The organism is Nocardioides sp. (assembly GCF_050699375.1).
In the GTDB taxonomy this organism is placed as follows: domain Bacteria; phylum Actinomycetota; class Actinomycetes; order Propionibacteriales; family Nocardioidaceae; genus Nocardioides.
In genome coordinates this window covers 1-13,316 of the sequence record NZ_JBOHDN010000028.1, presented here as the reverse complement: position 1 = coordinate 13,316, position 13,316 = coordinate 1, and the positions used below count along the sequence as shown (strand labels likewise).

Genomic DNA, 13,316 nt, shown 5'->3' with positions numbered 1-13,316 from the left:
CCTTCATCTCGCCGACGTGTTCGGCAACGCCGACCTGCTCGACCTCGCTGTTCAGAGTGACGACGACCGACCGGTTTCGCGCGCCTGGTTGAACGCGGTCTTGGCAGGCGGGCCAGTTCGACTGGCGCCGCGGCGGTACGAGTCTCCCGGGCCATTCAGCGACCCTGATCGAGAGCCGAAAGGCCCCCCGACCAGCCTGGCGGTCAAGCGGGCTGCACAGAAGGTGGGCATCGCCCCGGCCGAGTTTCTGGACTGGGCAGACCGCCTGTGGGGCCGATCGCTCGAGGACGAGGCGGCCCGGCGGGCCGGCACCGGAAGTACTCCCCAGGCTCGCGGTCTGGTGACCCGTCGCTTGGTCGATGAGGTCCGTTGGGTGCTGGAGGATCAGGGGAGAGAGCTCGAGGACCAGCGAGATCTTCACGATTCCCTTGATGCCGAGAGATTCGCGGACGTACTAGAAACCAGGAGGGACGAGCAATGAGTCGACGCAGGGGCAAGGGGTCGATCACCCCGTACAAGCTCAAGTCCGGGACTACCCGCTGGCGCTACCAGATCCGCGTTCCGGTCGATCCCGACCGGCCGGAGCTGGGAACACGACCGCATGGCAAGGGTGGCTACAGCACATCGACCGCAGCCGACGATGGACTCCAGGAAGCGCTCACGAAGCTGAAGAACAACGAGCGATTCGGCAGGAAGACGCCGCTGCTCAGCGACTACGCCAACAACTGGGTGGCCGGTCTCAAGCTCGCCGACTCGACTCTCAAGGGCTACCGCAAGGTGATTCGCAACCACATCAATCGGCAACTCGGGGACATTCCGCTGGACAAGCTGACCGCCACCCGGATTGCCCGTCACTATCGGGAGCTGGAGGATCACGGTCGAGCAGACAAGTACGGAAAGGGGCAACCGCTGTCCCCGAACACGGTGTCGAAGGCGCACGTGATCCTCTCCTCGATCCTTGACGCCGCAATCGAGGACGGCCACATCGTGGCCAACCCGGCGAAACGGAAGAAGACGGTCAAGCCACCGACGACCAAAGAGATCCGCGCGGCCAAGCCTGAGATCGTCGTGTGGTCGCAGGACCAACTCGACACGTTCCTCCGCTGGGACCGCGACGTACGCGAAGACGAACTGTTCCCGCTGTGGCGGCTCATCGCCTGGACCGGCATGCGCCGCAGCGAGGCACTCGCACTGCGCTGGTCGGACATCAACACCCGAACCCGTCAGCTCAGCATCCGCCGCTCCACCAACACCGTCGACTGGACCAAGACAAAGGGCACCAAGACCGACCGGGCCCGGCGCATCGACATCGACGACGAGACGCTCAAGATCCTCGCGGCGTACAAGAAGACGCGGGCCGAGATCTCGTTCGAGTTCGCGACGACGGAAGCCTGCGTCTTCGGGGACGACGACGGGCAGATGCGCTCACCGGACGCCATGACGAGCCGGTGGGCACGCCGCATGGACTGGATCACCGCCAAGCATCCCGAGGTTCACCGAGTCACCATCAAGGGGCTCCGGCACACCCACGCCACCCTCTTGCTCGAGATGGGCATCCACCCCAAGGTCGTGCAGGAGCGTCTCGGCCACGTCAAGATCTCCATCACGATGGACACCTACAGCCACGTCACCCCGACGATGCAGCGCTCCGCGATCGACCTCCTCGCCCGGGGCTCTCAGGGCTGATCGATGCAACGAGCGATGCAACAAACCGTGCAACACCGAGCAGGTATTTACCTGCGCAGCCGTGTATCTGGGTGCGGCCATCCCCACGTTTCACGCTCAATTTCACGCTCCTGGGAGCCTCACGGCGCGTCTGGCCGCCAGAGTGCATGGGGCAGTTCAACTCCCCCCTCGCGCACGTGAGTCACTGAAAGGCCCCAGGTCGATGACCTGGGGCCTTTCCATGTCGGGCGGGTGATGATATTCCTCATCGGAACCAGTGCGCCGGACCTCCGACGCCACCCTTTCCGCGTCTGAGGGGTTCAAGGCCATTCCACAGCACCACAAGGAGCTTCTTGTGCACCCGGACCAGACGTCTGAGACCGAGCGCCCCAACGTCGTCCTGATCTGCGTGGACCAGTGGCGCGGCGACTGCCTGTCCGCCGCCGGTCATCCCCACGTCCAGACCCCCTACCTCGATCGGCTCGCACGCAGCGGTACTCGGTTCTCAGCCGGCTACAGCGCCACTCCGACGTGCGTGCCTGCGCGAGTGGCGCTGATGACGGGCCAGTCGCAGGAGCGTCACGGACGCACCGGGTACGCCGATGGCATCGACTTCCAGAAGGCACACCCGGTCACGATGCCCGGTGAGTTCCGAAGGCAGGGCTACCAGACTCACGCCGTCGGCAAGCTGCACGTCTACCCCGAGCGGGCACGCATCGGATTCGACGACGTGGACCTGCATGACGGCTTCCTGCACTTCGCCCGGAAAGGTCGTCACCAGCAGTTCGAGTACTTCGACGACTACGTCACCTGGCTGCGGCGCCAGCCCGGAGTCGACCCTCAGGCCGACTACTTCGACCACGGGGTGGACTGCAACTCGATCGTGGCTCGTCCCTGGGACAAGCCCGAGGGGCTCCATCCGACCTCGTGGACCGGCACGCGCACGGTCGAGTGGCTCTACCGCCGGGATCCGACCGTGCCCTTCTTCCTCTACGTCTCCTTTCACCGCCCACATCCGCCGTACGATCCCCCGGCCTGGGCGTTCGAGCAGTACCTCGACCTACCGGCGTACGAGCCGGTCGTGGGCGACTGGATCGACCATCATGCCGACCACCGCCGGGACGGCACCGATGACGCGTTCGTCGGAGAGGTCGATCCGCGTGTCGTGCACCGCGCCCGTGCCGGCTACTACGGGCACATGGCCCACATCGACCTGCAGGTCCACCGGATCCGCGAGGCGCTGACCGCACACGGTCTTGACGAGAACACCATCGTGGCGTTCGTGTCGGACCACGGCGAGATGATGGGCGACCACCACATGTTCCGCAAGGGCTTCGGCTACGAGGGATCTGCGCGCGTGCCGTTCATCGTCGCGGACGCACCCGCGCAATCCGCAGACACCGCGCCCGTGGTCGATGAGGTCGTCGAGCTCAGAGACGTCATGCCCACGCTCCTCGACCTGGCGGGACTCGAGGTGCCCGACGCCTGCGACGGTCAGAGCCTCGCCCCGCTGATGCGTGGCGAGTCGAGCGAGTGGCGCCCGTGGCTCCACGGCGAGCACACCCTGCTCGGCCAGTCCCTGCAATGGGTGACCGATGGCCGCATCAAGTTTCTCTGGGCGTCCGGCAAGGGCACCGAGGAGCTGTTCGACCTGACCACGGACCCCCATGAGACCCACAACCTCGCCCCCGACCCGGACTACCGGGCGCTGCTCGAGATGTGGAGGTCGCGCCTGGTCACCGATCTGACGGGCCGCGAGGAGGGCTACGTCGAGAACGGCGAGCTGGTCACCGGCCGGCAGCCCGTCGGCATCCTGCGTCACACGCGAGAGCGCCTCGGGATGGGGGCCTGACAAGTCCCGAGGCCGCCCGCGCACCGTCCAGTACGCCGGGCTTGGTCTCCTGGGCTGGTTGTCAACCCGTCCTCGGGATCGAAGACCGCCCGCTCCGTCACGTCCACGTCTAGGAGCCTGGTGGTCTGCGCCGGTCGACGTACGCGCCGATGTCACAGATGCACTGCGTGCCCCGTCCAAGGGTCATCTGCGCATCGAACGAACTTGGAGACATCATGAACATCGCCCTGTGGATCGTCGCCGGCGTCTTCGCCTTCGGCTACGTCGTCGGCGGCATCGTCAAGCTGAGGATGCCGTACGAGAAGTACGCAGCCAAGCTGCACTGGCCTGAGGACTTCACACCCGGCAACGTGAGGTTCATGGGTGTGGTGGAGGTCCTGGGCGGCCTCGGCCTCGTCCTCCCGGGGTTGCTCGACGTCGCGCCGGTCCTGGTGCCGATCGCGGCGTCGGGGATGGCGCTCTACATGGCCGGAGCGGTCACCGAGCGCATCCGCCGCAGCGAGTACAAGGAGCTGCTCGGTGACCTGGTCTTCCTGGCCGCGATGCTCTTCATCGCGTGGGGACGCTTCGGGCTCGAGCCCTTCTAGGAGCACGGTCGCCGGCACGTTCCCCTTGACAAAGGCCGCGCAGGTGTTGAGCCTGTGAGACATGAACTCCAATGTGTCTCACAGACTTCCGGTGTACGTCCCACCGACGGCGGAGTCGTGGGCCAACCCTTGGGAGATGTACGCAGCGCTGCGCGAGCACGACCCGGTGCACCACGTCGCGCGGCGCGACTACTGGGTCCTGACCCGGCACGAGGACGTCTTCGCGGCGGTGCGGGACCACGAGACGTTCACCTCGACACAGGGGCTGACGACGGAGTACGACGAGCTCGCTCGGATCGGGCTGGCCGACAACCCGCCGATGGTGATGACCGATCCCCCGGCCCACACGGCGTTCCGAAAGCTGGTGAACCGGGGGTTCACGCCGAAGCAGGTCGAGGACATCACCCCTCGGGTCACCCGTTTCGTCAGCGAGCGGGTCGAGGAGATCCGGGCGGCCGGCGGCGGTGACATCGTCGAAAGGCTGTTCAAGCCGCTGCCGAGCATGGTCGTGGCCCACTACCTCGGGGTGCCCGAGGAGGACTGGGAGCGGTTCGACCTGTGGACCGACGCGATCGTCGCGGCCGGCTCCGCTCAGGACGAGAGCGTCGGTACCGGCGCCTCCGCCGAGCTGATGACGTACTTCGCGGAGCTGATCGAGCGGCGCCGGCGAGATCCCGGTGACGACACCGTCTCCCACCTCGTCGCCGCGGGTGAGGCCGACGACGACGCCGGCCTGCTGCGGGTGCTCGCGTTCGCCTTCACGATGGTCGCGGGCGGGAACGACACCACGACCGGGCTGCTGGGCGGTGGTCTACCGCTCCTCGCCGACAGACCTGATCAGCGCGAGCTCGCGCTGCGCGATGTCCCGGCCGCCGTCGAGGAGCTGCTGCGGCTCACCTCGCCCGTGCAGGGGCTCGCCAGGACCACCACGCGTGACGTCACGATCCAGGGCGCCACGGTTCCCGCGGGCAAGAAGGTCCTGCTCTGCTACGCGGCCGCCAACCGGGATCCACGTGCCTTCGGCCCTGACGCCGACGAGCTCGACGTCACCCGCGACCCGCGACAGATCCTCACCTTCGCGCACGGGGCACATCACTGCCTGGGTGCGGCCGCCGCCCGGATGATGGGGCGCGTCGCCCTCACCGAGGTGCTCACTCGGCTGCCGTCGTTCTCCGTGGACCACGACTCGATCCAGTGGGCGCCGGGCAGCTACGTACGCAGGCCGTTGAGCCTCCATGTCGAGGTCGGCCGGTGAGCTGGCTCGCCGACGCGAAGACCGAGCTCGCGGCCGAGCGGATCCTCGACGCCGCGGGCGAGCTCTTCGTGCGGCAGGGCGTCGACAAGCCGGGCATGGACGAGCTGGCCCGCGCGGCCGGCTGTTCACGCGCGACGTTGTATCGCTACTTCGAGAACCGGCAGGCACTGATCTACGCCTTCGCCCACCGCGAGGCACGGCTGATCACCAAGCAGGTGGCAGGAGCCACGGCGTACGAGGCCGATCCCGGCAAGCGCGCGGTCGACGCCGTGGTCGCCTGCCTGGCCGCGGTCCGCGAACGCCCCCACCTTCAGGCTTGGTACGCCGGGGACAGCAACGTGCTTCGCGACGTACTGCAGGAGTCCCCGATCATCCGCGGGTCCGCGCAGAGCTACCTGACCTCCGAGGACGAACCCTCCGACCCCGACCTCGCCGACTGGATCCTGCGCATCATCCTGTCGTTCCTCACCAACCCGGGAGAGGACGAAGAAGCCGAACGCCGACTGCTGGAACGGTTCCTCAGCGCAACGAGTAGGTCGTGACGGAGACGGCGACGTACTGGGCGACGAGGGCAAGGACGGTGAAGAGGTGGAAGACCTCGTGGAACCCGAACCAGACGGGGGAAGGGTTGGGGCGCTTCGCCGCGTAGACGAGGCCGCCGAGCGTGTAGAGCACCCCGCCGGCAGCGACCAGGGTCGCGGCAGTGATGTTGACCCAGGTCGGGAACCGGTCGGCGCCGTCGAGAAGCTGTGGGACGAAGGGCACGGCGACCCAGCCGAGGGCGATGTAGAGCGTGGTGAGGAACCAGCGGGGTGCGTCGACCCAGAGGATCCGGAACAGGAGGCCGGCGATCGCGCATCCCCAGACGATCCCGAGCATCCACGCGCGCGCCTCGCCCGAGAGGTAGAGGAACGCGAACGGCGTGTAGCTGCCGGCGATGAAGACGTAGATGTTGGCGTGGTCGAAGCGGCGCCAGAATGCCCAGGTCCGGGGCTGCCAGGTCCCGCGGTGGTAGACGGCGGAGACGGTGAACAGCAGCACGGCGCTGGCGGCGTAGATCGACGACCCTACCCGGGTGAGCGCGGTGGGTGAGAGGACGATGAGAACTGCGAACGCCGCGGTGAGCAGGGGCACCGAACCAGCGTGGAGCCAGCCGCGCAGGTGCGGCTTGACCTCGGAGATCTTGTCGGCCATGACCGCCGAGGCCCGGCCTACGGCATCGTCACCGTGATCCTTGGTCTCGCCGGGTTTCTGCTGCGGGGTGCCCATCACAGGCGAGCCCCGGCGAGAGCGAGGGCGCGCTCCGCGAGCGGGAGAGCGGCTTCCCGGTCCTCGGGCACCAGCCCGACCCGCGTACGCCGGTCGAGCAGGTCATCGGCGTCGACGGCGCCTTCATGGGTCACGCCGAAGACGAGCTCGGCCAGCGTGACGCCGGCCGGCCCGGGTGCGACGAGCTCCTCCTCGGGCAGCCGGGTGGCCCTGACGGCCTCGTCGATGACGTAGCGGGCCTCGGTGCCGAACCGGCGGACCAGACGGGCGGGCTCCTCGACCTGAGCCAGTACGTCGCGGGATGCGGCACCCAGCAGCGGCAGGTCCTGGGTGCGGCACGGGCGAGTGGTGAGCCCGGTCGCGTCCACGGCGTCCTCGGCCATCTGCCGGTAGGTCGTGAGCTTGCCGCCGACGACGGTCACGACGCCGCTGCGTGAGGTGAGGACCGCATGCTTGCGGGACAGGTCGGAGGTGGAGCCGTCCGCCTCCAGCAGCGGCCGGAGCCCCGCGAAGGCGCCGACGACGTCGGAGCGCTTGACGGGTCGATCGAGCGCCGCGGCGAGCACGTCGAGGAGGAAGCCGATCTCGCCCTCCGTCGGCTGGGGCACGTCGGGGATCTCCCCGTCGACCGGCTCGTCGGTCAGGCCGACGAAGATGGTGCCGTCGGGCTGGGGAAGCGCGAAGACGTACCTGCTGGTGCTGCCCGGGACGGGCACGGTCAGCGCGGACCGGAGCCCGGGGATCGTCTCCGCCCGCAGCACCACGTGGGTGCCCCGGCTGGGCCGCAGCCGGATCTCGTCGACCAGGTCGCCGGCCCACACTCCCGCGGCGTTGACCACCGCGCGGGCGGTGACGGTCCGGGTGTCCCCGGTGAGCTCGTCGCGGAGCTGCACGGTGGTGCCGGTCGCCTCGAGGACGCGGACCCGGGTGCGGACCTGTGCGCCGTGCGCGGCCGCGGTCCGGGCCAGGCAGGTGACCAGCCGGGCATCGTCCTCGAGCTGGCCGTCCCAGTAGATCAGGCCGCCGCGCAGCCCGGCGGAGCGCAGCGCCGGCGCCAGCCCCAGCGCCTCGGTGCGAGACACCCGCCTGGGCCGTGGCAGGGTGTCGCGGCCGGTCCTGGCGGCGAGCCGAAGCAGGTCGCCGGTCTGGAACCCGGCGGCCGCGAGGGTGGCCTGGGTGAACGAGACGTTGCTGCTCAGGGGCAGCAGCCACGGGAGCGGGCGGGTCAGATGCGGCGCCGTACGCTCCATCAGGATGCCCCGCTCGACGGCGCTCTCGTGAGCGATCCCGAACTGCAGCGAGGCCAGGTAGCGCAGGCCGCCGTGAACCAGCTTGCTGGACCAGCGTGAGGTGCCGAAGGCGACATCGTGGGCGTCGACCGCCAGCACGGTGAGCCCGCGCGACGCGGCATCGAGGGCCACGCCCGCCCCGGTGACCCCGAGGCCGACGACGACCAGGTCGACCTGCTCGGGTGCTCCCTCGAGGCCCGGCAGGATGCGTGCGGTTTCTGCGGTCATGGTGTGAGGAACCTCCGGACGAGCTCGGCGAGCTCTTGGTCGAGACCAGCGTGGGTGACGGCTTCGTCGGTCATGGTGTGGGCGGAGAAGAGGAAGCCTTGGGCGGTGAGCACGATGCTCCGGGCGAGCAGCACCGGGTCGCCCGCTCGCAGGCTCCCCTCGGCCTGGCCCTGGGCGATCTGGCCGGCCAGCATGTCGAGGACCGCGTCCTGGGACCGGCCGCGCCGCTGGAGCAGATAGCGCAGCAGCCACTCGGGGTCGACGTCGACCATCCGGCGCAGCAGAGAGTCCTCCCGAAGAGCCGTCACGCTCGCGGCCACGCCGGTCGCGATCCGGTCCGGCCACGCCGCGTCCGAGTCATCCGGCCCCACCACGGTGCCGACGACCTCGGCCCACTCGCGGGTCATCAGGTCACCGAACAGCGAGTCCATGTCGGCGTACGTCCGGTAGACGGTCATCCGGGAGACGCCCGCGCGGTTGGCCACGTCGGTGAGGGTCGTGCGCTTCCACCCCACGTCGAGGACGCAGGCGCGAGCTGCGGCAATCAGCCGGTCGGCAATCGGCGCCTCACCATTGTTGCGTACTGACGTCATGTGTAACACTGTAACGCATGACGCTCGAAATGCACCCGCAGCGATGGGGAGACCCGGTCCACGCCGAGCCACTGCCGGAGTCCGTCCGGGGCCTCGTCGACGCCTTCGTGGGAACCCGTGACACCCCGGCCGTGGACGATGTCCAGCTCCCTGCCCCCGGCATCGGCGACGGTCTGGTCGCCGCGCTGCGGGTGGCGATCGGCGACGACGCGGTCCTCACCGACGACGCCTCGCGCCGGCTCCGCACCCGAGGCAAGTCGACCCCCGACCTGCTCCGGGCGCGCAACGGCGACCTGGCCGACGCGCCGGACGCCGTCGTACGCCCCGGCTCGCCCGAGGACGTCGCCGCGGTCCTGGCCTGGGCGGTCGAGCACCACGTCGCGGTGGTTCCCTTCGGTGGCGGCACCTGCGTCACCGGCGGGCTCGCCGCCCGGCGCGACGGCTATGCCGGGCTGATCAGCCTGGACCTGATCCGCCTCGACCGGCTCCTCTCGGTCGACAAGGTCTCGATGACCGCCGTCCTCCAGCCGGGCATGCGCGGCCCCGCCGCGGAGGCAGCCCTCGCCGAGCACGGGCTGACCCTCGGCCACTTCCCGCAGTCCTTCGAGTTCGCCTCCATCGGCGGCTTCGCCGCGACCCGCTCCAGCGGCCAGTCCTCTGCCGGGTTCGGTCGCTTCGACGACATGGTCGTCGGCCTGCGCGTGGCCACCCCGATCGGTGAGCTCGTGGCCGGCTCGTCCCCCGCGAACGCCGCCGGGCCCGACGTACGAGAGATGGTCCTGGGTTCCGAGGGAACCCTCGGCGTGATCACCGAGGTCACGGTCCGGGTGCGGCCCGTGGCCGCGGAGAAGGTGTACGAGGCGTGGTCGTTCCCGACCTTCGCCGACGGCGCCGAGGCGATGCGGGCCCTGGCCCAGTCGGGCCGGTTGCCCACCGTGCTGAGGCTCTCCGACGAGACCGAGACGATGGTCAACCTCGCCAGCCAGAGCGACATCGGCGGTGACGGCGTGACCGGCTGCGTGATGATCCTGGGCCACGAGGGCGCGTCGGTCGCCGCCAAGCGAGCCGAGGTCACCGGCGTGCTCGAGTCGCTCGGAGGCACCAACCTGGGCGAGGAGCGCGGCCAGGCCTGGGCCGCGGGACGCTTCCACGCTCCCTACCTGCGTGACTCCATGCTCGACGCCGGGGTCCTCGTGGAGACCCTCGAGACCGCGACGTTCTGGTCCAACCGCGAGCGCCTCCACCAGGCCGTGAAGAGCGCGCTCGAGACCTCGCTCGGCGAGGGCACCTTGGTCCTCTGCCACATCTCGCACACCTATGAGACGGGCTGCTCCCTCTACTTCACCGTCGCCGCCAAGCAGGCCGAGGACCCGCTGCCGCAGTGGCTCGCCGCGAAGGCCGCCGCCTCCGACGCGATGATCGACTCCGGCGCGACCATCACCCACCACCACGCGGTGGGCACCGACCACAAGCCATGGCTGGAGCGGGAGATCGGTCCCGTCGGCGTAGCGATGCTGCGCGGCCTGAAGAGTGCCGTCGACCCCGACGGCGTGCTCAACCCGGGGGTGCTGATCCCATGAGCGGCACCGACGGACGGTCGTTCTCGTTCCTGATCAACCCGCTCTCGGGCGGTGGCGCCGCCCCGGCCGCCGTCGTCCCCGTCGCCCGGATCCTGCGGGACGCCGGTGCGAGCGTCGATGTGACGTACTCCCCCGGGCCGCGCGCCACCCTCGACATCGTCGAGGCAGCGGTCAAGCGCGGCGACGTCGTCGTCTCGGTCGGCGGCGACGGGATGCTTTCCTCCATCGCCGGCCAGGTCTCCGCGCTCGGAGGCACGCTCGGCATCGTCCCCGCGGGCCGCGGCAACGACTTCGCCCGGATGCTCGGCCTGCCGACCGAACCCGAGGACCTCGCCCGGATCCTGCTCGAGGGCACGCCGCGCACGATCGACCTGCTGTCCCTCCGGGCCGGCGACGCGGCGACGCGGATCGTCGCGGGCTCGGTCTACTGCGGGGTGGACGCCATCGCCGGTGAGATCGTCGACAAGGTCCGCTGGCTGCCGCGCAAGCTGCAGTATCCGTACGCCGCGGTCTACTCGCTCGCGACGTACAAGCCCATCGAGGTCCACGTCGTCGTCGACGGAGAGGCACACGACTTCCGGGCCGCGACCGTCGTCGTCGCGAACTCGAAGTACTACGGGTCCGGGATGAAGATCGCACCCGGTGCGGAGGTCGACGACGGACTCCTCGATGTGGTCGTCATCGAGGCCGCGGGCAGGAGAGGCCTGCTCCAGTCCCTCCCGAAGGTGTACGACGGCGCGCACGTCGAGCTCGACGAGGTGCACGTGATGCGCGGTCGCTCGGTGACCGTCAGCGGGAGCCCGTCCGCGCCGATGGGCGGCGACGGTGAGCCCCTGGGACACCTCCCCACCTCCGTCGACGAGGCGGCTCGGATCGACATCCTGCCCGGCGCGCTCGACCTGCTGCTGCCGAGCTGATGCCGTTGGCCGTCGGTGTGGGCGGCGGGTCTCGACAGGCTCGACCACCGGTCAGCGGTGCACCAGCAGGACGTGCAGGGTGCGTGGGCCGTGCACTCCCTCCACGCGCTCGAGCTCGATGTCGCTGGTCGCCGACGGTCCGCTGATCCAGGTCAGCGGCCGACCGGCGTCTACGGCGTCACGCAGCGGGGCGATCGACTCGGGCACGTCCCCGACGAGCTGGGACTCGTGCACGACACAGATGTGCAGGTCCGGCACCAGGGAGAGCGACCGACGACCCTGATCGGGACCGTGGTCGAGCACGATGGTTCCGGTCACCGCGATCCCGACGGCTGCCGCGGTGACGACAGCGTCCACCTCGTCCAGGGCGTACGGCGAAAGGGTCCCGTCGTCGGTGAGGACCTCGGTGCCCTCGAGGGCGCCCAGCCATGTCGGTGGCAGGCCCGGCGGTACGACGACGCGTGCGGCCCCGGAGAGGGCGCCGGCCACGGCGCTCGCGATCTCCCCGGCGTCCACGCGCTGGACGACGGCGCGGTAGTCCTCCACGCGTTCGACGAAGGTCGCCGCGAGGTCCGGGAGCGAGATCGCCTCGCCGTATCGGTAGTCGGGGGGCGGGACCCGGTCGGCCCCGTCGAGTGCGGTGGCGATCCGGGCAAGCATGTCGTCTCTGGTGCTCATCACTGGTCTCCCCTCTCGCGCTTCCACCAGGACCGGAAGGTCTCGGTGGGAGGCGTCTGTGCGTCGCGCGCGTCGCTCCACGCCGACAACGGACCGGGCAGCCGCCCGATCGTGGACTTCTTCTTCATGGCGCGCCCGCCCAGCTCGGCACCCTTCTGGGCCTTCTCCCACTTCTTGTGGCCGGAGAACATCCAGGCGGCGCCCTTCATGGCGATCTCCTCCCCCGAGGGCATCCCGCCGCGGTGCTCGTCGACCACGCGGGTGCGGAGGTGTACGAGCAGCTCCGGGATCTCGATGGCGACCGGGCACACGTCGCCGCAGGCACCGCACAACGACGAGGCGTACGGCAGCGACTGATCGACGTCGCTGGTGGTGCCGCGCAGCTGCGGGTTGAGGATGGCGCCGATGGGACCGGGATAGACCGAGCCGTACGCATGGCCCCCGACGCGTTCGTAGACGGGGCACACGTTGAGGCAGGCCGAGCACCGGATGCAGCGCAGAGCCTGTCTGCCGACGCTGTCCGCCAACGCCTTGGTGCGGCCGTTGTCCAGGAGCACGACGTGCACCTGCTGTGGGCCGTCGCCGGGGGTGATTCCGGTCCAGGTGGAGGTGTAGGGGTTCATGCGTTCACCGGTCGAGCTGCGCGGCAGGAGCTGCATGAACACCTCGAGATCCTCCAGCGTCGGAAGCACCTTCTCGATGCCCACGACGCTGATCAGGGTCTCGGGCAGGGTCAGGCACATCCGCCCGTTGCCCTCGGACTCCACCACGACGAGGGTGCCGGTGTCGGCGACCGCGAAGTTGGCGCCGGAGATGGCGACCTTCGCACGCAGGAACTTCTCCCGCAGGTGCACCCTGGCGGCCTCGGCCAGCTCTCGGGGATCTGAGGTGAGTCCCGCCGGGGGCGGGTTTCCCACCTGGCCCATCTCACGCAGGAAGATCTCGCGGATCTCGGCGCGGTTGCGGTGGATGGCCGGGACCAGGATGTGGCTGGGCTTGTCGTGGCCCAGCTGGACGATGAGCTCGGCGAGGTCGGTCTCCCACGCGGCGATGCCGGCTTCCTCGAGGGCCTCGTTGAGCCCGATCTCCTGGGTCGCCATGGACTTGACCTTGACGACCTCCTCGGTCCCGGTGTCCTGGACCAGCGAGGTGATGATCCGGTTGGCCTCCTCGGCGTCGCTCGCCCAGTGCACCGTCGCACCGGCTCGGGTGAGCGACTCCTCGAGCTGGACCAGGTAGGTGTCGAGGTGGGAGAGGACGTTGTCCTTGATCGTGGCTCCCGCCTGCCGCAGCTCCTCCCAGTTGTCGAGCTCGCCGACGACCTGGGCCCGCTTGTCGCGGATCGTGTGCGTGGCGTGCTGCAGGTTGCGGCGCTGCTGGGAGTTGCCCAGGGCTTCCTTTGC

Annotated in this window: 13 protein-coding genes; 8 read left to right on the top strand and 5 right to left on the bottom strand. The window is 69.5% G+C overall.

Annotated features, from left to right (window positions below; all coding sequences use genetic code 11):
• From ACRDPS_RS01385 to ACRDPS_RS01360, 6 genes are all read left to right on the top strand, one after another.
• Nucleotides 1-481 (top strand): hypothetical protein (locus ACRDPS_RS01385; protein ID WP_431499823.1); only part of this gene is annotated, 481 nt, incomplete at its 5' end.
• Entirely contained in the window at nucleotides 478-1,686 is a 1,209-nt protein-coding gene (locus tag ACRDPS_RS01380; protein ID WP_431499822.1) for a tyrosine-type recombinase/integrase, read from the top strand. The genes ACRDPS_RS01385 and ACRDPS_RS01380, both read left to right, overlap by 4 nt.
• A gap of 334 nt (nucleotides 1,687-2,020) precedes the next feature.
• Nucleotides 2,021-3,517, top strand: a complete 1,497-nt coding sequence (locus tag ACRDPS_RS01375; RefSeq protein WP_431499821.1) for an arylsulfatase — start codon at nucleotides 2,021-2,023, stop codon at nucleotides 3,515-3,517.
• 215 nt (nucleotides 3,518-3,732) lie between these two features.
• A complete protein-coding gene (locus ACRDPS_RS01370; RefSeq protein WP_431499820.1) occupies nucleotides 3,733-4,104 on the top strand; it encodes a DoxX family protein in 372 nt (123 codons plus the stop codon).
• A gap of 61 nt (nucleotides 4,105-4,165) precedes the next feature.
• Nucleotides 4,166-5,359 (top strand): cytochrome P450, encoded by a 1,194-nt coding sequence (locus ACRDPS_RS01365; protein WP_431499819.1) that lies wholly within the window; start codon nucleotides 4,166-4,168, stop codon nucleotides 5,357-5,359.
• Nucleotides 5,356-5,901, top strand: coding sequence for a TetR/AcrR family transcriptional regulator (locus ACRDPS_RS01360; protein WP_431499818.1), 546 nt, complete (start codon nucleotides 5,356-5,358; stop codon nucleotides 5,899-5,901). Before ACRDPS_RS01365 ends, ACRDPS_RS01360 begins: the two co-directional genes overlap by 4 nt.
• Here the strand turns inward: ACRDPS_RS01360 and trhA are convergent.
• Genes trhA through ACRDPS_RS01345 form a run of 3 tightly spaced genes read right to left on the bottom strand, consistent with a single transcriptional unit; the run spans nucleotide 5,879 to nucleotide 8,738 of the window.
• On the bottom strand, nucleotides 5,879-6,628 hold the full coding sequence (gene trhA, locus ACRDPS_RS01355; RefSeq protein WP_431499817.1) for a PAQR family membrane homeostasis protein TrhA: 750 nt from the start codon (nucleotides 6,626-6,628) through the stop codon (nucleotides 5,879-5,881). The genes ACRDPS_RS01360 and trhA overlap by 23 nt on opposite strands.
• Nucleotides 6,628-8,145, bottom strand: a complete 1,518-nt coding sequence (locus ACRDPS_RS01350; RefSeq protein ID WP_431499816.1) for a glycerol-3-phosphate dehydrogenase/oxidase — start codon at nucleotides 8,143-8,145, stop codon at nucleotides 6,628-6,630. The genes trhA and ACRDPS_RS01350 overlap by 1 nt, the downstream gene beginning before the upstream one ends.
• A complete protein-coding gene (locus ACRDPS_RS01345; RefSeq protein ID WP_431499815.1) occupies nucleotides 8,142-8,738 on the bottom strand; it encodes a TetR/AcrR family transcriptional regulator in 597 nt (198 codons plus the stop codon). Before ACRDPS_RS01345 ends, ACRDPS_RS01350 begins: the two co-directional genes overlap by 4 nt.
• A gap of 17 nt (nucleotides 8,739-8,755) precedes the next feature.
• Between ACRDPS_RS01345 and ACRDPS_RS01340 the strand changes: the two genes are divergently transcribed.
• On the top strand, nucleotides 8,756-10,318 hold the full coding sequence (locus ACRDPS_RS01340; RefSeq protein ID WP_431499814.1) for an FAD-binding oxidoreductase: 1,563 nt from the start codon (nucleotides 8,756-8,758) through the stop codon (nucleotides 10,316-10,318).
• The gene (locus ACRDPS_RS01335) at nucleotides 10,315-11,235 is read left to right on the top strand and encodes a diacylglycerol/lipid kinase family protein (RefSeq protein WP_431499813.1); all 921 of its coding nucleotides are present in this window, start codon (nucleotides 10,315-10,317) and stop codon (nucleotides 11,233-11,235) included. The genes ACRDPS_RS01340 and ACRDPS_RS01335 overlap by 4 nt, the downstream gene beginning before the upstream one ends.
• Before the next feature lie 51 nt (nucleotides 11,236-11,286).
• On the opposite strand, the gene ACRDPS_RS01330 is transcribed toward ACRDPS_RS01335, so the two are convergent.
• Nucleotides 11,287-11,913 (bottom strand): LutC/YkgG family protein, encoded by a 627-nt coding sequence (locus ACRDPS_RS01330; protein ID WP_431499812.1) that lies wholly within the window; start codon nucleotides 11,911-11,913, stop codon nucleotides 11,287-11,289.
• On the bottom strand, nucleotides 11,913-13,316 hold a 1,404-nt coding region (locus tag ACRDPS_RS01325; protein ID WP_431499811.1), incomplete at its 5' end, for a LutB/LldF family L-lactate oxidation iron-sulfur protein. The genes ACRDPS_RS01325 and ACRDPS_RS01330, both read right to left, overlap by 1 nt.